21 protein-coding genes are annotated in these 22,711 nt (G+C 70.0%); 15 read left to right on the top strand and 6 right to left on the bottom strand.

Annotation, left to right across the window (positions count from 1 at the left end):
- Positions 1-137 precede the first annotated feature (137 nt).
- The 4 genes from ACZ60X_RS25770 (at position 138) to ACZ60X_RS25755 (ending at position 3,327) form a co-directional block, all read left to right on the top strand.
- Positions 138-629, top strand: a complete 492-nt coding sequence (locus ACZ60X_RS25770; protein WP_469602822.1) for an ATP-binding protein — start codon at positions 138-140, stop codon at positions 627-629.
- Positions 630-1,093: 464 nt separating this feature from the next.
- Complete coding sequence (locus tag ACZ60X_RS25765) at positions 1,094-1,261, top strand: hypothetical protein (RefSeq protein WP_469602819.1); 168 nt, start codon at positions 1,094-1,096, stop codon at positions 1,259-1,261.
- A gap of 78 nt (positions 1,262-1,339) precedes the next feature.
- A complete protein-coding gene (locus ACZ60X_RS25760) occupies positions 1,340-2,536 on the top strand; it encodes a JmjC domain-containing protein (protein WP_469602816.1) in 1,197 nt (398 codons plus the stop codon).
- Positions 2,470-3,327 (top strand): aldo/keto reductase, encoded by an 858-nt coding sequence (locus ACZ60X_RS25755; RefSeq protein WP_469602813.1) that lies wholly within the window; start codon positions 2,470-2,472, stop codon positions 3,325-3,327. The genes ACZ60X_RS25760 and ACZ60X_RS25755 overlap by 67 nt, the downstream gene beginning before the upstream one ends.
- Here the strand turns inward: ACZ60X_RS25755 and ACZ60X_RS25750 are convergent.
- Positions 3,315-4,172 carry a hypothetical protein gene (locus ACZ60X_RS25750; RefSeq protein ID WP_469602811.1) on the bottom strand — a complete coding sequence of 286 codons (858 nt, stop codon included), beginning with the start codon at positions 4,170-4,172 and terminating at the stop codon, positions 3,315-3,317. The genes ACZ60X_RS25755 and ACZ60X_RS25750 overlap by 13 nt on opposite strands.
- Before the next feature lie 347 nt (positions 4,173-4,519).
- Here ACZ60X_RS25750 and ACZ60X_RS25745 point away from each other — a divergent pair, with 347 nt between their 5' ends.
- On the top strand, positions 4,520-4,702 hold the full coding sequence (locus ACZ60X_RS25745; protein ID WP_392051680.1) for a hypothetical protein: 183 nt from the start codon (positions 4,520-4,522) through the stop codon (positions 4,700-4,702).
- A 116-nt stretch (positions 4,703-4,818) separates the two neighbouring features.
- On the opposite strand, the gene ACZ60X_RS25740 is transcribed toward ACZ60X_RS25745, so the two are convergent.
- The 5 genes from ACZ60X_RS25740 to ACZ60X_RS25720 form a co-directional block, all read right to left on the bottom strand.
- Entirely contained in the window at positions 4,819-5,208 is a 390-nt protein-coding gene (locus ACZ60X_RS25740) for a hypothetical protein (protein WP_469602807.1), read from the bottom strand.
- Between the two features lie 276 nt (positions 5,209-5,484).
- Complete coding sequence (locus tag ACZ60X_RS25735; RefSeq protein ID WP_469602805.1) at positions 5,485-7,221, bottom strand: relaxase/mobilization nuclease domain-containing protein; 1,737 nt, start codon at positions 7,219-7,221, stop codon at positions 5,485-5,487.
- Positions 7,218-7,706: a mobilization protein gene (locus ACZ60X_RS25730; RefSeq protein WP_469602802.1), complete on the bottom strand. Its 489-nt coding sequence runs from the start codon at positions 7,704-7,706 to the stop codon at positions 7,218-7,220. Before ACZ60X_RS25730 ends, ACZ60X_RS25735 begins: the two co-directional genes overlap by 4 nt.
- A 183-nt stretch (positions 7,707-7,889) precedes the next feature.
- Positions 7,890-9,161, bottom strand: a complete 1,272-nt coding sequence (locus tag ACZ60X_RS25725; protein ID WP_469602799.1) for a hypothetical protein — start codon at positions 9,159-9,161, stop codon at positions 7,890-7,892.
- Between the two features lie 336 nt (positions 9,162-9,497).
- Complete coding sequence (locus ACZ60X_RS25720) at positions 9,498-11,021, bottom strand: DnaB-like helicase N-terminal domain-containing protein (protein ID WP_469603115.1); 1,524 nt, start codon at positions 11,019-11,021, stop codon at positions 9,498-9,500.
- A gap of 303 nt (positions 11,022-11,324) precedes the next feature.
- Here ACZ60X_RS25720 and ACZ60X_RS25715 point away from each other — a divergent pair, with 303 nt between their 5' ends.
- The 10 genes from ACZ60X_RS25715 (at position 11,325) to eccCa (ending at position 22,602) form a co-directional block, all read left to right on the top strand.
- Positions 11,325-11,840, top strand: coding sequence for a helix-turn-helix domain-containing protein (locus ACZ60X_RS25715; protein ID WP_469602796.1), 516 nt, complete (start codon positions 11,325-11,327; stop codon positions 11,838-11,840).
- Between the two features lie 139 nt (positions 11,841-11,979).
- Complete coding sequence (locus tag ACZ60X_RS25710; protein WP_469603113.1) at positions 11,980-12,342, top strand: helix-turn-helix domain-containing protein; 363 nt, start codon at positions 11,980-11,982, stop codon at positions 12,340-12,342.
- A gap of 31 nt (positions 12,343-12,373) precedes the next feature.
- Positions 12,374-13,891, top strand: coding sequence for a LacI family DNA-binding transcriptional regulator (locus tag ACZ60X_RS25705; RefSeq protein WP_469602794.1), 1,518 nt, complete (start codon positions 12,374-12,376; stop codon positions 13,889-13,891).
- A gap of 301 nt (positions 13,892-14,192) precedes the next feature.
- Positions 14,193-14,525 carry a hypothetical protein gene (locus ACZ60X_RS25700; protein ID WP_469602791.1) on the top strand — a complete coding sequence of 111 codons (333 nt, stop codon included), beginning with the start codon at positions 14,193-14,195 and terminating at the stop codon, positions 14,523-14,525.
- A 56-nt stretch (positions 14,526-14,581) separates the two neighbouring features.
- Positions 14,582-14,893 carry a pore-forming ESAT-6 family protein gene (locus tag ACZ60X_RS25695; RefSeq protein WP_469602788.1) on the top strand — a complete coding sequence of 104 codons (312 nt, stop codon included), beginning with the start codon at positions 14,582-14,584 and terminating at the stop codon, positions 14,891-14,893.
- 79 nt (positions 14,894-14,972) lie between these two features.
- On the top strand, positions 14,973-15,449 hold the full coding sequence (locus ACZ60X_RS25690; protein ID WP_469602785.1) for a hypothetical protein: 477 nt from the start codon (positions 14,973-14,975) through the stop codon (positions 15,447-15,449).
- A 168-nt stretch (positions 15,450-15,617) separates the two neighbouring features.
- Entirely contained in the window at positions 15,618-15,911 is a 294-nt protein-coding gene (locus ACZ60X_RS25685; protein ID WP_469602783.1) for a hypothetical protein, read from the top strand.
- Positions 15,912-15,924: 13 nt separating this feature from the next.
- On the top strand, positions 15,925-17,280 hold the full coding sequence (gene eccD / locus ACZ60X_RS25680; protein WP_469602781.1) for a type VII secretion integral membrane protein EccD: 1,356 nt from the start codon (positions 15,925-15,927) through the stop codon (positions 17,278-17,280).
- Between the two features lie 10 nt (positions 17,281-17,290).
- On the top strand, positions 17,291-18,604 hold the full coding sequence (locus ACZ60X_RS25675) for a nucleotide-binding protein (RefSeq protein WP_469602779.1): 1,314 nt from the start codon (positions 17,291-17,293) through the stop codon (positions 18,602-18,604).
- Positions 18,601-22,602, top strand: coding sequence for a type VII secretion protein EccCa (gene eccCa, locus ACZ60X_RS25670; protein WP_469602776.1), 4,002 nt, complete (start codon positions 18,601-18,603; stop codon positions 22,600-22,602). The genes ACZ60X_RS25675 and eccCa overlap by 4 nt, the downstream gene beginning before the upstream one ends.
- Positions 22,603-22,711: the final 109 nt, after the last annotated feature.

Genomic DNA, 22,711 nt, shown 5'->3' with positions numbered 1-22,711 from the left:
GCCGTTGACTGAGTATCAGCCGTTCACGGAGAACGCACAGGTCATCCACTCCCGGAACGGTTCCTCAGATCGGCGGCTCCGTCCCCGTTTCCCCGTCGGAGGCGGAGCCGCTCTCCAGCCCTTCGGAGGCGTCCGTCATGCCCACGCTCGTCCATCGATTCGTCCTCGCGGGTACGGAAAGGGACGTGCCCCTCGCCCGGCGCAATGTCGTCGACAAGGTGCGTACGTGGGGCGTGCCGTTGGGCGATGAGACGGCTGACGTCATCCGTCTCGTCGCCTCCGAGCTGATCACCAACGCCGTGGTCCATGGGGAGGGGCCCGTCACCGTCGCGCTGTACCACGGGCCCGGCCGTGTGGTGATCGACGTCCTCGATGGCAATCCCTCGGCGCCGCAAATGAGTTGCGCCCAGGCTGACGACGAGAGCGGGCGCGGTCTGGCACTGGTGGGGCGCCTCGCTTCGCGGTGTGCCTGGGAGCCATCCGGCCGTGGAAAGCGCGTATGGGCGGAGATCGCGCTTCCGATGGCGGCGCCCGCCATCCGAGCCGCCGTTCTGCGCCGGTTATTCGTGTTGCGGCAGAAGCGCAGGACCGTAGCCGAGCCCGAGACGCTCACTGCGGCGGTCGCGTGATGGGCCGGCACGCGTTGCGAGCGATTCCGCTGCCTGATCCCGATGTGGTCTTCCGGCCTACCCGCCGCGACATCGACCCCGTGACAGGGGAGCCCACTGCCTACGCGCTGTGGGATCGACATGAGTGGCAGGCGCGTGGCGAGTGCTGGCTGTGGTGCGGACGTGACGACGTCGAGGTGACCTGGATCGGGCCGGTCCGGTCGAGCGGTATGCACGCGGACCTCTTCTCTTGCCGCGCGTGTCTTTACGCACTGGACCAGCGAGTCCTGGAGTCCAACATGCGCCACGACACGGCCGTCCTACCGATGAGCGGTCGGACTGTCTGGCCGTAGGCGCAGCGCCGCGGCTCATCGCGTCCCCTAATGACTGCCGCCCCACGGAAATCCATCTCTCCCACCGCCGTGGGGCGGCCATGACCTCCCGCCGGATCCCCGGTGGGAGACCCGAGAAGGAAGGAGCACGAGGTGGAAGAGCACACGGCACTGCCTCCGGCCCGTAGCGGGCTCCTGGTGGCGGTGGAGGAGTTGACCGCCGTCCACGACCGGTACGACAGCCTCCGGTCCGACAACGCCGGAAGCTCCGGCGACGCGCCGTGGCCGGGTGGCGACGGCAACCTGCACGACAGCGAGTAGGCACCAAGCGGTGGGGGCCGACGCGGTCGGCCCCCACCGTGTCCGATTCACGTCGTCGAACCCATGGAGGACACAGCGATGGAACATCGGCTGATCACCGCCATCGAGACAGCGCTCGGGTGGAGCGGAGCGGAGGAACTGGGCAAGGGTTTCGTACGCGGGAGCATGGACGACCCCGCACTCGTCTCTCGCATCATGACTCCGAACCGCCTGCTCGACATCGCGATGCGCAGGAGCCTGAACCGTCCGCAGTTCCGGTGCTTCCAGAAGGGCGTGGAGGTCCATCCGGCCATCTACTACGCCGACAGCGTCAGTCCCCGGGGCCAGAGCATCCCCATGGTCAACATGCGCAGCCTGGGCGGGCTCCTACGGGAAGGCGCGACGGTGATCATGGACCAGGCCAACGTCTTCGACCCGACGATGGAGGTCGCGTGCAGGGCCCTGCAGTGGTGGTCACGCGAGCGGGTCCAGGTCAACGCGTACCTGACCACGAACGACGCCGCCGGCTTCCCCCTGCACTGGGACGACCACGACGTCGTGATCGTCCAGCTCGCGGGTGAGAAGGAGTGGGAGGTACGCGCGACCTCCCGCAAGGTGCCGATGTACCGGGACTCCGATCCCAACGACACCCCGAGCGACGAGATCATCTGGTCCGGCGTCATGCGGACCGGTGACGTCATGCACATCCCCCGAGGCCACTGGCACCAGGCGACCCGGACCGGCAGTGGCTCCGGCAAGAGCCTCCACGTCACGTTCGGCATCACCAAGCGCACGGGAGCCAGCTGGCTCGCGTGGCTGGCCGACTGGTGCCGCGAACGCGAGATCTTCCGCCACGACCTCGACCGCTGGCACGAAACCGGCGGCGAATCCCTGACCGCGGCCGCCGCCCAACTGGTCGGCGAACGCTCTCCCGCAGATTTCCTTGCCGCCTACGAGCAGGAGACGACGCTGCCCCGGCACGTGCCGTTCCTCGGCATACTCGGGCCGCTCGACGCCGTGGTGTGCACCACCCACTTCCCGCCCCGGATCCAGGAAAGCGGGGAGAGCGTCGACGTCGTGGCTTCCGGGAAGAAGCTCACCCTCGCGGCCAAGGCCCTGCCCGCACTGCGTCTGCTGCTGAGCGGCAGGCCGGTCCAGCTGGAGCATGCCGCAGCCGTCGTCGGGGCCGAAGTGGCCGAGGCCGCCGAGATCCTGGTGGAGGAGGAGCTGTGCGCGGTGCTGACCCCCGAGTTGTCCTCGGGCTACACCGGTCTCGTCACGAACGCCGTCTGCTGACCGGAGCGCTGGACCTCGGCGTCACCGCACTCGACACCAGCACCAACTACCTCGGCTTCCGCTCGCATCAGGTCCTGGCGCGGGCAGCCGGTGATCTGCTGCCGAAGTTCACGGTCTCCACCAAGGTCGGCTATTTCCCGGGGCCAGGCGGAGTGGAGCACTCCTTGGATCCTGTACGACTGCGGGCTGCTGTGGAGGAGGCGGCCGAGGGTCTCGGGCGTGAGCCGCACCTGGTGTTCCTGCACAACCCGGAACATTCGCTCAGCGAAGCCGCCCCTCACAACCAGGATGTGATGGCAGCGGCGTGCGCCGCCCTGGACGACGCCACAGCAAAGGGGCTCTGCGCCGCCTGGGGTATCGCGTCCTGGAACCCGTCACCGCTGCTGAACCTGATCGACGCGACCGCACCGAGGCCATCTGTTCTCATGGTCCGCGCAGGCTTGCTTGTCGGCGCCAGGACACTGGCGGCCGCAGACGCCCTCATCGGAGCATGGGATCTGGGTTGTGCCGAGGTCTGGGGGATGAGCCCTTTCGGAGGCAGCACCAGCGCCCCCGTGTGGGACAGGCTCGATCCACGCGTCTTCCTCCGGGACGGCCGTCGGCTCTCCCGCGTCCAGGCGGCGTTCAGAGCCGCCTATCACCTTCCGCGGGTCGGATCCATCGCCGTCGGCACCGACGAACCGAGCCACTTGGGCGAGCTCGTCGGTGGCCTGACCGGCCAGGTCGAGGAGCGGACCGTCCAGGAGTACCGGCGGCTCCTTCGGGACCGATCGCGTGATCAGTCCGCCTGAAGCTCCTCGATAATCTGCTCGGCCATGCACCGCGCCGGCTTCAGCCGAGGGTCCTCCGGGTGCGCGTACGGCCCGAGGATCTTCGAGCAGACGAACAGCGTCATCAGCTTGCCGTCCCGGCTCTCGAAGTCCCGCCGACGTTCCGTCCGTACGCGATCGGCGAGAGAGGGGACGGCAAGCGAGCCGGCCCAGAGGGAGGCGGAGTCCAGCCCTTGCGGGGCGTTCCCCCAGTCTTCCCAGTCGAAGAGGCTGAAGACCGGAGCGGTCACGTTGGCCCAGTTCAGGTCGGCGTGAGCCGGCACCCAGCGCTGGATGGTCGTGTCGAAGTCGCCAGGGAAGATCCCTCGGATGGACTCGGTGACCAATGCCTGTGTGATGGTGTCGGTGTCGGGCGTGGCGACCCGCCTAGTCCTATGAGCCCCCAGCGCGTCCAGCGAGGTGTTCAGCGCCTCCCACCACTCGTCCGGAAGTTCCGGGGCGTCACTCACGATGGCGCTTCCGACGGGAGCGGCCGGCAAGAGGTCCGTTTCGTCGGCCCGCCACATCACGGGGCCCTCCGCGTCCCGCCAGACCACGCATCCCCGCCATGCCGGCTGGGCGACGCCCTCCAGGCGAGCGGCGCACTCAGTGCCGTTCCACCCTTGATCGGGGATCTTGTCGAGCAAGCGCCGCTCGACACGGACCCAGGTACCGCGGTCTGTTCGGGCTCCCACGGACCGGCGCTTGCGCACCACCGTTTCCGAGAGGAAGTCCACCTGCAGAGACCGCGCGACGCGATCAAGAACCTCGCCAACCGGCTGCACCCGTAGATCAACAGACTGAACGGTGGAGACCGAGAGCGTCATACACGCGACCGTAGCAGTGAGGCGGGCCGAGCAGATGTCGTTCGCGGTGCCGTCACGCTTCTCAGGTCCGGCCGACAGGCACGAGACGAGCTGGTGCGCGCAGACCACCAGGTGGTCGAAGGCTGACCGGCGGTCGCTGCGGCCTATTCCCGGCAGCGGATCTCGTTGCCGACCGGCGGGAAGATCGTGGCTAGATGCGATGAGCAGTTACCTCAATGAGGTTCGTCCGTCCTGGTCAGCGAATCGGTGCCAGCTGCGTTCGGGAGTGCGTTTGTCCGTTGTCAGCGAAGCCAGCCGCTTTGCCATCCAACCCAGTCGAATAGTGGTGATCCCTCGGTGTCCCTGCAATGGACGAGCAGTGGAGCCAGCTGCTGACCTTCAGAGTCGGCGGGCGCAGCAGCATCGTCAAGCAGACGGCCGTCCGCACCGGGACGGTGGTCGTCGTGGTCTCCGGCAGCCCCGGCCTTGTCGATGCCCACGTGCACGAGGCAGTCGCCAAGGCCACGGAGGTTCGGTCCACGGAGCGTTGAGGCAGGTCAGGCGGGCAGGCAGTTCGGGCTCGTCCGCCGGGCGCTGCTTGTGGTGGCTGTTTCCGTCATGTCGCAACGGCGGCCCACTGTGTGGGCCGCCGTTGGTGTGCGGCCGGTTAGTTCTCTTCGTACAGGGCGCGGTATTCGAGGGTGTCTTCCGCGGTGACGATCTCGGCGAGGCGTTCGAACTCTGCGTAGTCCTCGTCGGTCATGATGGCGACGGCGTCGTCGACCACGGATCCCTTGGGGAGCTTGGCGAAGTACTTCATGAGCAGTGCGACGAAGTCGTCCTTCATTTCGTCGAGTTCACGCTGCCATTCGGCTTCGAGCTGTATCTGCGCCTTCGCGGCGGCCTTTTCCTCCGGGGTGAAGGTGACCAGCAGGTCGCGCTCGGCGCGGGTGAACGGGCGTCCGTCGCGGTGGTAGGGGCGCGTCCGGATGTCGGGGTGGCTGAAGTCCACCTTGGTGATGAGGAGGACGACTTCCGGGCGAACGGTGGAGGGCACGGGCGGTTTCCTTGTGTGGTGTCGTGAGATCGGTTGGTGCTGGTGTGCGGTTCGGGGATGTGCGGGCAGGTGGTGCTCGGGGCATGAGGTGCGGGGGCCTTCACCTTGGGGTGTTTGTCGGGCGCGGGCCGACGGTGGGCGCGAAGCGCGCTCGACTGCGGTGGGGACGGCGGGGCAAGGGGCGTGGCGTGGGGTTTGTGGACATCAAATGGTCCGGAGGATCCCCGGTTTCGGTAACCGGGGATCGTCGGTTACCTTCCGCCTGCGCTTGTTCGGTCAGCGCCGGCGGGAGGTGCCGTTCGCTGCCCGGTTCGGAAGTTGCGCGGCGGGCGCCGGAGTCGGGGCGTGTCGCTTGTCCAGGGTGGTTGTGTCCTGGGGGTTTTCCGGGGCGGCGGGCAGGTGGGCGCTGCGGCGCAGGCGCCAGACGAGGACGTCGCTGACGGAGGCGGCGGTGTCGAGTTCTCGCCGTCGCGTGGCTTCGGCGAGCAGGGTGGCCGGGTCGTGGCCGGCGGCCTGGGCGTCGGCGAGGGTGGCGGCCAGCGCGGGCCAGCCGGGTTCCGCCAGGATCTGTTCGGCCAGGTCGGGCACTGCATGGCGCAGGACGGCCACCTGCCGGTGCCGCAGGAGCTGAGGCATGCGCCGGCCTCGCTGCCGGAGCACGTCCATGGGCTGGGTTGCGGCGGCCTGGTAGGCGGCGCGGAGGTGTTCGGCTGCCTGGCGGGCGGCCTCCGCCTGCTGGGCGTGGTGCCTCTTGGCATGCCAGTTCGCCGCCGCGATGGCCAGGAAGAACGCCATATCGATGAGCATGGCGGTGGTGGCGCCGTCCTCGCCGCGGCCCAGGGCCGGCCCGCTGTGGACGAGGTCGCGGGCCGCCTGGCGCAGCGCGCGGTCGTACCCGCGGACGGCCTTGATGTGGGAGCGGGTTGCTCGCTCGAACGCGAAGGCCGCATCGCGGAGTTCGGTGCGGGTGTGGGCGGCGGAGGTCTTGGCCAGCGCGTCGAAGATCTCCCCTGCGGCGGCGATCTGGGCCGCTGCCGTGCCGTCGTCGCTGTGGTCGATGATCAGCAGGGCCTGCCACGTGGCGACGGTGGCCCGGCGCCGTGCGAACGCGGGACCTGTCACGTCCGGCACGGCCGGCTTCTCCGGCCGGGATCCGTCCGCTGCAGTGGCGACATCTGCGGGAGGGGTCCACCGTTCGCGGATGCGGGGCAGGGACAGGTCGGGGGCGAGCTTAGACCCGGAGTAGAAGACGGGCTCGCCGTCCTTGTTTCGGTCCCCAGGGAGGGCGACGGTATAGCCGAGGCGGTCTCCCGACGGGGCGATGCGCTGGCGTATGAGGAGACCGGCGGAGGCGAGCCGGTCGAAGAACTCCTCCTCGCTCGTCGCGCCGGCCACCGCGCGCCGTACGGCCTCCCGCAGCTCCTCGCGCGCGGGGCGCTCCCTGCCGGTGCGTTCGGCCTTGTGCCGCTCTGCGCTGGTGGCCCGCTTGGCGGCGGTGCCGTCCCCGGGCGCTACCTGGTGCAGGCCGAGTTCCTTTTCGATCATCCGGCACTCGGCCTGGGCGCGTTTTCCGGAGCGGTGGTGGTCGGGGCGTCGGCCGTCCTCGCGGACCAGGGTGGCGATGATGTGGATGTGGTCGTTGGCATGCCGGACGGCGGCCCAGCGGCAGCCGGCGCCGTCGCCAGGGTCGATGCCGGTGGCGGCGACCATGCGGCGGGCGATGTCGCCCCACTGCTCGTCGGACAGGACCGGGTCGTCGGGCGCGACGCGCACCGAGCAGTGCCAGACATGCTTCTCAGGGCGCTGGTCCGGGGCGAGGAGGGCGAGGGGCTGGTCGAGGAGGTGCTGGAGGTCCTCCTTCGTCGCCGAGGGGTCGCGGCCGGGGTCGGGCGCCATGCCGTCGAAGGAGGCGACCAGGTGCGGGTCGACGTGCTCCTCGTGGGTGCCCTTGCCGTACAGGTAGTGCAGGAGCCCGAGGGTGCGGCTGCCCTGCTTGTGGATCCGGGGGATCAAGCCGCCTCGCCCTCCTGCCGGTTGGTGATCCTGTCGGCTGCCCGCTGGACTGCCTGTGCGGCGCGCTGCAGATCGTCGAGAGCGGCTGCGAAGTGGGGTGCGTCGACACCGGAGTTCAGGGCCTTGACGGCCTGGTTGACGTTGCTGCCCGCCCAGCCGAGCTGACGGCGCACCCCGAACAACGCGGTCAACACGTCCCGCTCGGTGGCGATGGCCGCCGCGGTACGCGACTGGTCACGGGCGGCAGCGAGGGCGGAGTAGGCCAGGAACCCGGCCACGCTCATGCCGACGTGGTCGGCGCCGGACTGGATGAGAGCGAATTCCTGGTCGTTGAGGCGGACGCTGTGAGCGGGGCGCTGCTTCTTGTCACGCGGACGCGACTTCCCCTTCCTGGCCTTGCCCTTGCTGGCCTTGCCTGGCTGCGGTCCGCCCTCGGCCGCAGCCTTCCCGTCCGGCGCCCCCTGGTGCCGGACGGGCCCCGCCACCCCAGGGGCGGGGTCGAGTTCGGGCGCTCCCCCCGCGGGGGAGTGTCCGAACCTCCAACTTGCTCCCGACGGGGCAGGGGTGGTCGGCAGGGGTTCCTCGTGGGGCGTGGGGTCTTCGTGGTGTGGGGTGTGCATGGGACCTTTCGGGGCGAGGTGTGGTCGGGATTGCTGGTGCTGCGGGGATCAGCGGGGTGGATCGCCGGCTGCGGCTTTGAGCTGGGCCTTGAACTCGCGGACGACTCGTCCGACGCCGTCGCTGGAGACGGTGTAGCCGACCGCGCGTAGGGCGTCCTCGACCCGGTCGCGTCCGACGCTGCCGGTCTCCTCGTAGATGCGGCGAGCGTGCTTGAGGATGACCTCGTCGGAGGCACGGGCTTTGCCGTCGTCGCGCTTCTTCCGGGCAGCCGGTTTCCGCTCGCGCCTGCCCGACACGCTGCCCGAGCTGTTGGCCGTGAGCGCCGGGCTGTCCTCAGCTTCTGCCCGTGCGGGCAGCCCGGGCCCCGGGTGGGCGGGCTGCGGGCGGGCAGCCGGAGGCACCTCGTCGTCGCTCGGGTCTGATGGGTGTGGGCGGGCAGCGTCCTCTGCCCGTGGCAGTGGTGCCGGGCGGGTGGCGCGCGGGCGGCTGCGCCTGGATTCCCGTGCAGGGTTGGAGGCCGGGACCTCCCAGCGCGGCGGCAGTGTGAGGGAGGCAAGGCTGAGGGCCTGCTTGCGGGTGGCGAGCTTGCGCAGCAGCAGCTCGTCCTGGAGCGGATCCCCGTCGACGCCGGCCCGCTCCAGAGCCTCGTGCAGGCGCTCGGTCAGGCGTCGCTGCCGCCGCTTGCCGCGCTTCTGGTCGGCCATCGACTCGGAGCGCAGGATCAGGGCGACGGCTTCGCTCAGCGCGCGCTCCCGGATGAGGCGGGCGGCATCGGCGTCCTGGTCAGCGATGCCGAGCCGAGCCAGGAGGCGTTCGCGGGCCTGGCGGACGAGGATGGCAGCCAGGCCGCGTGAAGCGGCATCGGGGGTGTGGTGGCGCAGCTCGATGCCCATGGCCAGGTGCCACAGCATCGCGGCCATGACCGGGCCGACGAAGGCCCGTACGGTGCCGCCGACCAGCCCGGACTCGGCGTAGGCGGGCAGGATCTGCACTGCGGTGATGACCCAGGTGAGGGTGCCGGGCAGGCCGGGTGCCTGCTTCGGGCCGTTGAGGTTCTGCCGGGCCATCAGGGCGGTGGCGAACAGGGCCAGCTCGGCGGCGGCGAACATCGCGACGCGCTCGGCGGTGCCGCCCATGTCGAGGTAGTCGGCGGCGAACCGCCAGCTGGTGTCCGCGCTGTACGCGGTGCAGCCGAGCGCGGCCATGGCCGCGACGGGCACTGCGACGGTCCCGCGCCAGCGGCTGGTGCCGGACGGCCGGCGGCGCTGCCGGCGCCTCATCCACGCGGTGAACAGGCCGAGCAGGGCAAGAAGCGCCATGGCCATCGCGGGGGTGGGAACCCAGTGCGGCAGGAGTGAGGCAGTGCCGCCTTGGGTGGCCGGGGCTATCGGGGCAGGGGAGGGCAAGTCAGGTCTCTCCAGGGGCGGTGCGGTGGGGGTGAGGGGCGTTCACGCAGGGGCGTTCACGCGGGCCCCCTTCTAAAGGGGGCCCCGCGCGTGATCGCTTGGGCGCGTGTACGGCGTGGACGCTCGCGTGATTGCTTGACCTGCGGTTTTGCGGTCAGTGTGGACGCCGTGAGCGGTTCACGGCGGGGTGTTCGCGTGAGGGCCGCGTGTACGGTCGCGTGAACGCTTGGCGCGGTACCTGCGAGGGGGTCAGCCGACGGCGGTGAGGTGGCGTGCGGAGGCGTAGTAGCGGGTCTGCTGCCCGCCTCCGGCTCCCCCGGCGATGCCGTCGGCCTTGGTGGCCAGGCCGCTGTCGACGAGGCGGGCCAGGTGGCGGCGGGCCTTCTCCACGTCGGCGCGTTCGGGCTCGCCGCCGACCAGGACGGCCGCCAGGTCGCGTGCGGTCAGCCCGCCTGGGGCGTTGCGCAGCAGGACGGCTGGGTCCTTGCTGGGGTCGACCGTGGTGGTGCCGCGCACGTGGTCGTGGGTGACATCCAGCGGGCCGATCTCCCCGGTGGGCGTCTTGAGATGGTGCAGGGTCACGGCTGGGTCGCCTGCCCGGCCGCTGATGAACAGGACGCTGCCCGCGCCGGCGGTGATCCAGGCGGAACCGTAGACCTGGTCCAGGCTGGGGCGCTGGCCGCGCGGTGCGTCGGCGGTGGCTTTGCGCTGGTGGTGCAGCTCCATGATCTCCACGCCGCCTCGCAGGGCGCGCATGCGGGCGTTGTGGAAGGCGACCGCGAGGCCGTCGTCGACCATCGTGCTCACGGCGTCCTTGAGGCTGTCGATCACGATGGTATCCGCCCGGTGGGCCGCGGCAAGATCGGCAAGAAGGTCGGGCTCCTTGTCGAGGGTGGCGGGCAGTGGGCCCTCCCAGACCACGAGACGCTCCCGCAGGATCTTCTCGTCGGTGGGGAAGACGCGCCGGTCCATGGCCCTGGCTATTTGCCGGGGCCGGTCCATGGCCAGGTAGAGCACCCGCCTGCTCGGCGCGACCGGCATCTCCAGGACCGTCTCCTGCAGCCCCAGGCGGGCGAAGACCACCTGATGGGCCAGGGTGGTCTTGCCGACTCCGGGTGCGCCGACGATCATCAGGCTCTCGCCCGGTGCCCAGACGGTCTTCTCGCGCGTGCCCCACAATGGCTCGGCGTCCGCGCCTGTCTCCTTGACGAAGGACCACCCGTCCTTGGCGAAGCGGTTCAGGCGCCCCTGTCCCGAGGCGAGTGCCCGCTCGCGCTCGGCCCGCATCTCCGCCTCGACCTCGCTGCGTATCGCATCAGGGTCGGCGCCCGGCTCCTGTGCACGCTGAACGGTGCGAACGGCGGAGGCCAGTAGACGGCGCAGGTCGGCCTTCGCGCGGATGATCTCCGCGTGGTGCTCCGCGCTGGCGGCGTCGTAGAGCGCACTGGCGAGCTGGTGCAGATACGAGGCGCCGCCGACACGCTTCAGGTCCCCCTGCTGCTGGAGCAGCTCGGTCAGGACGATCGGGTCGGTGGGTTTGTCCTCGCGGTGCTGGGCGAGCATCGCGCGCCAGATGGTCTCGTGGGCGGGCCGGTAGAAGGCGTTGTCGCCCAGGATGGGCCGCACGGTGTCGATGACGTGGCTGTGGTGCATACAGGCGCCGAGCACCGCGCTCTCGGCGTCCAGATTGAAGGGAGCCTGCCCAGGCTCGTCCGGAGATGACGCGTAGCCGTACTCGAGGCGGGATGGCGTATTCGGTTGGGCGTCGGTCATACTGGGCATCAGCTCCTCTGCTCGCGGGCCATACGGGACGGCAATCCCGGCCTCGCGGGTCGATCGCTAGGGATGGCGGTTGAGAGGTTTGCGCTTGGCCCTCGGTGACAGCCGGGGGCTTTTTGCGTGCAGCGCTACGTGGGGTGGGTCGCGGCGATTCCTCGGGTTGGTCAGGGTGGGGCTATTAGTATGCCACATGAATTGCCGATCGCAGCAATGTTCTGCATCTCGCAGAAGTGCATGCTACTGTTGAGGGGTTGCTGCAAATGGCAGTGGACTGCTACGAACGGAAGGAGGTGGCTCGTGGTAGACGACGACTCCCCGCAGGGCGTGCTGCTCAGCGGCGAGGCGAACGTCGCGGTGCGCATCAAGGTGGAGCGCGAGGCGCGTGGGTGGAGCACCAATGCTCTGTCCGACCGCCTGAACGAGGCCGGCTTCGAGATGAACCCGTCCGCGGTCTGGCGCATCGAGAACGGCAAACGTCGCATCAACCTGGACGAGGCCATCGGCTTCGCCGAGGTCTTCGGCCTCGACCTGCGCAACCTCGTCGGGCCCCCGCAGCTTGCCGCCCAGGCCCGCGCCATGGAGCTCATCGACGCGGTCGTGGAGGCGTTCCGCGAGACCCAGCGCGCCAACGCCGCCTTCACCAAGGCACGCGACGACCTCGACGCCTACCTCGCCGAGCACCCCGACCTACGCGAGGAGGCCGACGTGATGGTCTCCAACGCCATCGCCGAGGCGTCCACCAAGCACCTGTTGGAGACGTACGGCCCGCCACCTGGCGAGAGCCGCGACGCCGACCCCACCAACGAGACGTAGCTCGGTTCCCGCTCCGTCCTGGGCCCGCAAACCCCCGGCACGGGACACCCCTCACGCCATCCCTAGCGATCGACCGGCGGGCCGGTGTTGCCGCACCCACGCCCGCCAGAAGAGGAATCACCCCTTGAATCGACCCGTAATATCCCCTGCCTCGACGCCAACTCCGCACCCCGACACCGTTCTGCCGCGCCTCTACCTCCCCGAGGAAGTCGCCGCGGTCCTCGGCTGCTCCGCCTGGTGGGTCAAGGACCGCGCCCGCCGGCGACTCATCCCGTTCACCCGCGTCGGCCGCGCCTACCGCTTCTCGTCTGATCACCTCGCCGAGATCGTGCGCATGCACGAAGAGCGCCCGGCTCGGAACCCGCAGCATCCCGGTGGCATTGCTATGCCGGCTCGGCAGCCTGCCGTGCGAGAGCGTACCGAGGCAGCCGTGCCCACGGTTCGTCTCAAGGCCCGGCCGCCTCGCCGCATGACCAAGTCCCAGTTCGGAGCCGCCGCTTAACGCACCCCACACGAGAGAAGGGAGGGAACCCATGGGGTACGCAGAGAAGCGCGGCGGCTACTGGCGCGGCCGGTACAAGATCGAGGACGGCAAGTACGGCACGGTCGCCGATTCCACGGGTGCCGTGATCAAGTTCGCCACCAAGCGCGAGGCCAAGCAGGCCGCGGACGCCGAAGAGGTGACCGTTCGGCGTGGTCAGTGGCGCGACCCCGGGCTTGGGCAGGAGACCTTCGGCGAGTACGCCAGCCGCTGGTACAAGGCCCAGGACCTGGCCGCCTCGACCATGCAGAACTACAAGCGCCACATCGAGGAGCACCTGCTCCCCGAGTTCGAGGACAAGGCGCTCGCCGGCATCCTGCGCACGAACGTCGACGCCTGGGAGAAGAAGGAGAAGGCCCTCTACGCGGCCTCCAGCGTCAAGACTTGGCGCTCGACGCTCCACCTGATCTTCGAGGACGCGATCGACGAGGGTCTGATCATGTCCAACCCGGCCGCTCGGCGGCGCGGGCGTGGTAAACGTGCTGGCCGCTCCCGCAACCGCGGCCCGGAGAAGGTCGTCACCGATGCGCTCGGCATCCTGCTGACCGCAGAGCGAGCTGCCCTGCTCTCGGGCCGTGACGACGAGTTCGTCGCCGTCGTCCTCAAGGGCTACACGGGCAAGCGCTGGGGTGAGATCGTCGGACTGGAGACCGAGTTCGTCCGGCCTGATGCGTTCCGCGTCGAATGGCAGCTGTACGAACTGGACACCGGCGAGCTGGTGCGCTGCCCGCCCAAGGACGACAGCTACCGGACCATCGACGCGATGGACTGGCTGTCGGCCCTGGTCTTCGACCACATCGCCCGCACGAAGCCGACACCCTGCCCATGCCACGGGCGGACGTACGTCTTCCGAGGCCAGGGGGCAGCGCGGACCGGCGGCCACCACGGCGCCAAGCTCGCCGACGTAGCCCGGCTGGCCGGGGTCTCCACGGGGACGGTGTCCAATGTCCTCAACCACCCCCACCGCGTCGCCGAAGCCACGCGGGTGCGGGTTGAGAAGGCCGTCGCCGACCTCGGATTCGTGCGAGGTGGCGCTGTGTCGGGGCATGCAGCCCACTGGCGCAGGAACGGTTTTGCGACCTGGTTGTTCACGCCGGCGGTCTCCGGCTGGTACCCGAAGAAGGCACCGCAGGAGGCCCGCCCCGTGCCCATGCTTGGTGAGCCGTGGCCCGGCATCCCGGCGCGAGGGCGGGGCGCAACCGATCGCGCCGATGCCTGCTGGCTCCCGATCGCCAAGGGCCTCACACCCCACGGCCTCCGTCACACCCACCGGACGATGATGGAGGACCTGGGCACGGAGAAGGTGCTCATGGACGAGCGTATGGGCCACCTCGACGGTTCGGTCTCCGCACGCTACGCCCACGTCACCCCTGGCATGCGTCGGCGCCTCATGCTCGGTCTCACCGCACAGTGGGAGGCATCCCTCGACGCCCGCCTGGCCCTGTGCCCGACTTCACCGGTGCGCGTGCTCAACAACCTCCTGCGTGCACGCGAGGTCGCCCTCCGGTAGCCCCACGGTGCCCCGCAACACTGTTGCGGGGCACCGCCGTTTCCCCGTACGAGGTCGGCGATGCAACGCTCATCCAGGTTGCATCGACCGATTCGGCGACACGAGCCCGTCCCGGATGACCAGATGGCCCTCAGCCTCGCCCTATCGCATGCACCAGATCACGCCACTTCGCTCCCTTTCGCGTTGCGCCTGCAACTTGAGATGCGAGAGGATGTTCGACGCACTGTGGGCTCTGGCGTCGCGAGGTGAAGCAGCGGCGATTGAGTAGTCCCAGCACACAACACGCTTACGGGGTGGGTGGATGAAGTTCGACATGGGGTCGACGACCCTGTCGCAGCTTGGGAAGAGCACCGTCGACTCAAGCGACGACCTGGGAACGCTGATCAGGTTGCTGATCCAGGCGGCCGAACCGTTGGAGGGGAAGTTCAACGGTGCCGGCAAGGCCGCGTTCGACACGTTCAAGGTGCATGCCGACGAGATCACGGCGGACCTGAACAGCTCGCTGGGCGCGATCCTCGGCGGTCAGTCCGGTATGGACACGGCGTTCGGCAGTGGTGACGTGGAGTTGGGTGACAACGCGCACCAGAACATGGGGATGGCCAACTTCGACGCGGCCCGTTTCGGCGCGCGATAACCGTCCTCGAAGAGCAAGTCACCGCTGTCGTCACCGTCTTCAAGGGGGACTCGATCATGCCTCAGAACCAAGACCGTCGCTCGTACGACACCGGCGCCTCCGCCGACGTACAGACCAGCCTGGCCGGCATCATCGGTCATCTGGAGCGCGTGCTGACCGACCGCGACCGGGCGGTCAAGGCGGCGATGGCCAACTTCCAGGCCGATGGTGTCTCGGACGAGTACCACGGCAAGGAGGTCCGCTGGCACAAAGCCGCGGCCGAGGTGCGCGAGATCATCCGTCTGGTGCGCAACACGCTGGAGCAGAACGACGGCACCGCTCAGGCCACCCTCGCCAAGGCGAAAGCAGCGGTCGACAACATCGGGTGACCGACGGTTGACGGTGCCCCCTCTCCGCTCCCGTCGGCCGCTCGCCCGAACAGGCCATGCATCTGTAGCCTGCGCGACCATGGCTGACATCTTCGAGCTGATGCTTGCGTTGGACTTGCGTGACGAGTTGTCGGCGGGGGAACTCACGGAGCTGCGATGGCATCTGGGAGCGGGCCCCCAGCCGGAAACCTTCCGTATCGTCACCGAATTTCCGGTCGTGGTGGATGACGAAGACGGAGAGTTCGTCATCGAGGATCATCCCGAGCCCCTTCTCGGCCAGCAGGGTGGTGGCTACAAGGTTGGGGGTGCACTTGTCTCTGTGCTGCTGCGTCTGCAGGACCCGGGGCAGGAGGGCTGGGCGCTGACCAGCCGGCAGGAGATCCATCCGGACGATTTCGAGCGCACTGGTGAACTCCTCAGCTGGCTTGCGGCCAAGGCCGGCGAGCGGCACCGAGGCTCCGGCGGCGAGGTCCATCTTGGCTGGATTCGGTTCTACGAAGAGCGCCTGCCCGTGCCTTTGGTAGTGCGTGACGGCGCAGTCGTCTGGCCGTCATAGATCCGGGACGACGGGGCGAGGTGGTCACAGAGGCAGAGCGCTATGGCTGAGGCATCGTCGGCCTGCGCTGCTGACCGCCGCCCATCTCCTGCCTCGTTGCGTCCCGAATCCGCACGGCGAGAGTATGTTCGGCGAGCACCCGCGTGTCCAGCGAACCGGATTTGAGTGATGTCAGCCCAGGATTACGACAGTCAGCTTCTTGAGTCCGTGGCGGTGCGGCGTCGGCGGTTGCGTGATGCCGTGTTGTTCGGGGCGCAGCGACAGCGGCGGACCGTGGACGAGCGGCTCGGGAAGGCGTTCGCGGGGGTGGTGATCGCCGCCGTGGTGTGTGCCGGGTGTGTGGGGTGGTCCTTCATCGCACATCGCGTGATCGGGAAGGCGCCGTACGGGACCTCTGTGCCTGTGTCCACGCCCTCCGGTCAGCCCACCGCTCCACCGCAGCCTGCGAATTCGGCCCGATGATAGGTTCGAACGCGTGATATCCCGGGGGACTGTGAGCCGTACGGCACTGAGTCGAGTCACATTGGTCGGTGAGCGGCGTCGGGTGGATCTGGTGCTACCGGCCCGGGAGCCTGTCGGGCTGCTGTTGCCCGAGGTGATGCGTCTGCTCGACGACCGGGTGGCCGAGCATCCGCAGGCCCGGCACCTGGTGACGGCCGACGGAAGTGCTCTGGAGCCGGATGCCACGCTGGAGTCGGCGGGAGTGCCCGACGGTGCTGTACTCCGGCTGGTCCGGGTCGAGGACGCGCCGTCCGCTCCGGTAGTCCATGACGTGAGTGACGAGGCTGCCGGCGATCTGGATGTGCGGGCCTGGCGGTGGGACGCGAGGGCGCGGCGGATCACGGCCGCGGGCGCGGGTGTGGTCTGGGCGTCGGCCGTCGGCTTCATGGCGCGCCAGGGATTCGAGGCCAAGGCCGCCGGATGGGCGCTCCTCGTGACCGCGGTGGTAGCCGCGGCGGCTGGTGCGCTGCTGGGGCGGGCCGGGCACAAGGGGCTTGCCGCCGCTCTGGTTGTGGTGAGCGCCGCTGTGGGCGTGCAGGGCGCCTGGTCGGTTGCCGACGCACAGGGCTGGCCGGGAGCGGTGCGGTTGGCCGCCGTGCTCTCGGTCCTGGTGGTGGCGCTGTTGCTGCTCGGGTGGTTCTCGCCGTTCGGGCGGGGTGCACTGGTCGGGGCAGGGGCACTGGCCGGAGCGGGCGCGTGCTGGGAGGTTGCGCTCGCGTTCCAGTCCGGCGGAGCCGGTTCGGCACGTGCCGGGGCGCTGCTCGCCGTGGTCTCCGTTGTCGCGCTGGGCGTGCTGCCCCGGTTGGCGCTGGCGGCATCGGGCCTGTCCGGGCTGGACGACCGGCGCTCCGCGGGCTCGTCCGTCAGCCGCTACCAGGTGGCCACCGCGTTGGCCGCCACACATCGGGGGCTGGCGCTGGCGACGCTCGTCACCGCGGTCTGCGGTGCCGTCGCCGGAGTGCTGGCGGTGCGTACCGTGACGGTATGGACGGTGCTGCTGGCCGTCGCCGTGGCGTTCGTCCTCGCGCTGCGGGCGCGCGCCTACCCGCTGGTGGCGGAGGTGGTCGCACTGCTCGCGGCATCCATGGTGGTGGCGCTGCGGTTGGCCTGGTTGTGGCGGGAGCATTCGGGAGCCCCGGCACCGCTCGCCGCTCTCGGCGTGCTGGTCGTGCTGTCCCTGGGTGTGCTGGCCGCGCAGCCCGCCGAGCATGTCCGAGTACGGCTGCGCAAGGCCGGCGACGTGCTGGAGTCGGCTGGTGTGGTCGCTCTGTTCCCGCTGGTCCTCGGGGTGTTCGGGGTGTACGGGCGGCTCCTGGGCACCTTCGCGTGAGGTGGCGGTGATGACGACTTCCGGCCGCTGGCAGGACGACGTGCTGCGTGAGCTGACCGCGGGGCCGGCCGACGAGGTGCGCGAGCAGCCTGCGCCGGGTGAAGCCCGGCAGCCCTTGCCCGTGCGCCTCCCGGACGAGGAGCGCCCCAACCCGGGGCGGCCGTCCCGCGAACAGCACACCACGGGTCCGGTCTCGCGCGAGAACGAGCAGCAGTCCGCCCCGCACACCCCGGCTCAAGCGCCCCCGCGCATGGCGAACAAGGTTCCGCCGGCACCGCCGGCCCAGGCCCACGCCGGTACCGGCTCCTCCGCTCCCGGCGTCGAGGCAGCCTCGCAGACCCCGGCGACGCCACCGAAGGCATCCCCCGCCGTACGGCCGCCCCGCCAGGCCCGGCTGCCCATGGCGACGCCCGAGCCTGTGCCGACGCTCGACCCGCGCCTCGCCATAGCGCTTGGTTCTCCTCAGCACGGCGACTCGCTGGTCCGGCGCTCGGGCCGCTCGCTGCGCAAGCTGACCTCGTCGGCCGCGCAGGAGGTCGCCGAGGAGAGCCGGCTGGGCGGTCTGCTGCAGCAGCCGGTGACCACGGGCCGGGTGATCGCGGTGACGTCGATCCGAGGTGGTGTCGGCAAGACCACGACCGCCGCGCTGCTCGCGCGGACGTTCAGCCACTACCGGCACGACCCGGTACTCGCCCTGGAAGCGGACGCCGCCCTGGGGACGCTACCGGTGCGCATGGGCGCTCAGTCCGTACGCTGGTCGTGCGTCGAACTCGCCCGAATACTCACCCCTTCGATGCAACTGACCGACGTCACCGGGTACCTGGTGCCCGTTGCGGACGGCGGCTGGCTACTGCCCGCCAGTCAGGGGCGGGTGGGCGCCCCGCTGGACGTTGCGACCTACCGCACCGTCACGCTCGCGCTACGGCGTTACTTCGCCGTCACTGTGGTCGACTGCGAGACGCTGCCCGGCGAGGTGGCCCGCACCGCGATGGACACCGCGCACGCGCGGGTGATCGTCGCCCCGCTCACCGCCGAAGGGGTGGGCGGTACCCGCATCGTCCTGGACTGGCTCGGCGGGCTGCCGCATGGCGCGCTCGCCTCTACCGTCGTGGCCCTCACCTCGAACACGCCCGACGCGCATCTCGATCTGAAGGCCGCCACAGCCCATTTGCGGGAAACCGGAGTCACCCTGGTGCATCTGCCCTACGACCGGCACCTGGCCGGTGGCGGACCGATCATGCCCGACCGGCTCGGCGAGGCCACCCGCCGCGCGGCCACCCAGCTCGCCGCCGAGATCCTGCAGAGGGCGGTGCGGGTGCGTTGACCCAGCAACAGGTCCATCGTCCTGCCCGCTCGACGCGCCCGCTGCTCCCGCCTGCGGCGCGCACGATCGAGCCTCCGCCGAACCTGCCCGAAGGCAAGACCGGAAGCCCGGCGACCGCGCTGTTGCCGATGGCCGGCGTCATGAGCTCGGTCGTGATGATGACGGTGATCCGCTCCAGCCAGTTCGCGGGCCTGGGCGCTGTCGTGCTCGTCATCGCGCTGCTCGGCGCGGTTGCCCTGTTCCTCTCGCAGCGCGGCAAGGCGCAGCGCCAGCGGCGCGTCCAGCGTGCGCGGTACCTGGAGTACCTGGAAGAGCTGCGTGCCGAGTTGGGCGCTGACGAGCGAGAGCGTCGTCGTGCCGCCCGGCTGTTGCACCCCGCGCCCGTGGCCCTGTACGACGTCCTGCGCGATCCGGCTCGTCTGTGGGAACGGCGCCGTACGGACACAGACTTCCTTCACATGCGGGTCGGTGTCGGTGACGTACCCGTGCAGGAGTTGACCATCGGCCAGCAGGCGGTCGGAGGCGTGCTCACCCCGCCCGACCCGTTCATGCTGAACGAGGCGCGCGCCCTGCAGGCCCGCTTCAGCACGGTGTCGGACCATCCGCTGACCGTTCCGCTGGACCGGGCTGGCAACGTCAGCATCGTTGGCGACCGTGCGGGGGTGCTGCGCGTCGCGCGGTCCCTGCTCGTGCAGGTGGCCGTGACCCACGCGCCGGACGACGTGGCCGTCGCGCTCGCGATGCCCGGGGGCCGTGTCGAGGAGTGGGAGTGGGCGAAGTGGCTCCCGCACGTTCTCGACCCGCAAAGCCATGACGGCGCCCTCGCAGCACGCCGTATCGCTCCAGGCATGGCTCAGCTGGCTCAGGTGATCGGCACGGATCTGGGGCGGCGTGCCTCGTACGCGGCGGAGGTGCGCCGTGGGCTGTCCGACAGGAAGGCGCTCGCGCTGACCGACCGGCTGCTGGTGCTCAGCGACGCGTACGGGGAGAACGCCGTCGACCTTCCGCGTCCGGACGCCGCCGTCGCCCTGGACGACATGGGTGTCACGGTCCTGCACCTGCTCGCCGAACAGATCCACGAGCCCGATCACGTGTCCGTGCGCATCACCGTCGACGGCGACGAGGTCACCGTGGAGGATCTGCGCGGAGAGCAGGTCGTACGGACGGACGGGGTCGTCGACCGCACCGGGCTCCCCGAGGCTGAGGGCCTCGCCCGATCCCTCGCGCCGCTGCGCCTGTCCGCCGAGTCCGCCGCCGAGGGCACCCCCGTCTCCGGCCCGGTCGACTTCCCGCAGCTGCTCGGCATCGACGACATGGCCGCCCTCGACCCAGTCAGGACGTGGGCGCTGCGCGGGGAGCGGGACTTCCTGCGCGTGCCGATCGGCCTGGACGACCGGCATCAGCCGGTGCTGCTCGACCTGAAAGAGTCTGCTGAACTCGGCATGGGGCCGCACGGGCTGTGCGTTGGCGCGACAGGCTCCGGCAAGAGCGAACTACTGCGCACGCTCGTCCTTGCGCTGGTGACGACGCACGGACCGGACGATCTGGCGATGGTCCTCGTCGACTACAAGGGTGGTGCCACCTTCGCCCCGTTCGCCGGCCTGCCGCACGTGGCGGGCGTCATCACGAACCTGGAGAACCAGGCCGGACTGGTCGAGCGCGTCCACACCTCGCTGGCCGGTGAGATCAAACGCCGCCAGCAGGTCCTCAAGGATGCGGGCAACATCGCCGACATCGGGCACTACCGCACCTTGCGCGCCACGGCCCGGCCCGACCTTGAGCCGCTGCCCCATCTGTTCGTCGTCATCGACGAGTTCGGCGAACTCCTCACCGCTAAACCGGACTTCATCGATCTGTTCCTGTCGATCGGCCGCATCGGCCGCTCCATTGGTGTCCATCTGCTGCTGTCCAGCCAGCGCATCGAGGGCGGCAAGCTCAGGGGGCTGGAGACGTACCTGTCGTACCGGCTCGGTCTGCGCACCTTCTCGGCGGACGAGTCCCGCACGGTCCTGGAGACCACCGACGCCTTCCACCTGCCGCCCCTGCCCGGCTTCGGCTACCTGAAGGTCGACACCTCCACCTACACCCGCTTCAAGGCCGGCTTCGTCTCCGGTGCGTACCGCGGCCCCGCCGTACACGAGAGCACCGCCGACGCCGAACCGCTCGCCTGGACGTACCCGGCGTTCAACGCCCCGGCACAGATACCCACGACGGCGGACGACACCCCGGCGCCGCGTGAGCGCGAGACCGGTCCGACGGTCCTGGGCGTCGCGGTCGGCCAGCTCACCGAAGCCGCCGAACCGGTGCGCCGGATCTGGCTGCCGCCGCTGCCCGAAGCGCTCACTCTCGACGTGGCAGCGGGTCCCGTACAGGTATCCGCCGACGGCCTCCGGCTCGCCCACCCCGGCGGCCCGTTGCAGGTGCCGCTGGGCGTCCTCGACGATCCGGCCCGACAGTGGCAGGGCCCGTGGGTGCACGATCTGAACTCCGCGGGCGGGCACACTGCCGTCATCGGCGGCCCGGCCTCCGGCAAGACGACCCTGCTGCGTACCCTCGCGCTCTCCCTGGCCCTCACCCACACACCGCGTGACGTCGCCGTCTACGGCCTGGACCTGGCCGGCGGCGGACTCAGTGCCCTGGCGGACCTGCCGCACGTCGGCGGTATCGCGACCCGCGCCGGCCACGAGCGCGCCGCCCGTACCGTCGCCGAGGTGCGCGCCATGCTCGCCGAGCGCGAGGAGATCTTCCGCGAACGGGGCATCGACTCGGTCGACCAGCTGCGGGCTTTGCGGGGGCGAGGGCAATTTCCTCAGCTCGGTTCCACCGACGTGGTGCTGCTCATCGACGGATTCGGTGCTCTGCGCGACGAGTTCGCCCACCTCGACGACGATGTCGCCGACCTCCTCAAACGTGGCAGCGGCTATGGCATCCATGTCGTGGCGGGGATGCTCCGCTGGAACGACGTACGCATCGCCACCCAGTCCCTGTTCGGCAGCCGCATCGAACTGCGCCTGAACGACCCGGCCGACTCCTCCGTCGACCGCAAGCTCTCCGCGACCCTGTCGGCGGACACACCGGGCCGGGCTCTGACGGACGGCAAGCTGTTCGCCCAGGCGGCACTTCCCCGCATCGACGCCCATGCCACGACGGACGGTCTCGGCCAGGCCCTGGAGCAGGCGGCGGCCGCGCTGCGCGCCGCCTGGCACGGTGAGATCGCCGCGCCCGTGCGGGTGCTGCCGACCAGGCTGCCCGCGCAGCACCTGCCCTCCACCGGGGCGGAGCCGCGCGCGATCCCGATCGGTGTCGACCAGGAGGCCCTCTCCACGACCGTCCTGGACCTGTTCGGCGCCGACCAGCACATACTGGTCCTCGGTGACAACGAGTGCGGCAAGACGAACCTGCTCAGGCTCATCTCCCGCTCCCTCATCGACCGCTACGACAAGGACGAGCTGGTCTTCGGCGTGTTCGACCCGCGGCGCGGCCTGCGCGGCGTCATCCCGGAGCCCTATCGCGGCGGCTACGCGCACAATGCCGCGCTCTCCCAGGCGCTCGCCACCGGCATCGCCACCGAACTGGAAAAACGCCTTCCGGAGGCCCCCGACCCCGACGCCCTGACCGATGAGCCGTCGTTCACCGGCCCGCGGATCGTGATCCTCGTCGACGACTACGACATCCTCACCGCGGCCGGACAGCAGCCCCTCACCCCGTTCCTGCCGTACATATCCTCGGCCCGCGACATCGGCCTCCACTTCGTCGTCACCCGCCGAGTCGCCGGAGCCTCACGAGCCCTGTACGAACCGTTCCTGACGGCGCTGCGTGAAACCGGAACCACAGCGCTGGTGATGACGGGCGACCGCACCGAAGGCCAGCTCTTCCCCGGCCTGTACGCCTCCACCCAGCCGCCCGGCCGCGGCACCCTGGTCCGCCGCGGCCGCCGCCACCAGCTGATCCAGACCGCCCTCGCACCCGAAACCGAGCCAACGCAGGCCCCGACATGACCAATTGATGGGTTGGCTGCCCCTTTGGCTAGAAGCGTGTGGCTGCTGCGACAACCGATCTGATAGGGATGAATGTCCTGTTGTCAGTAGCGCGTGCGATGCTGAGCAG

This window comes from Streptomyces sp. NPDC104106 (assembly GCF_055584345.1).
Note: the sequence above shows the minus strand (reverse complement) of the source record. Positions and strands in the feature narration are given on the sequence as shown.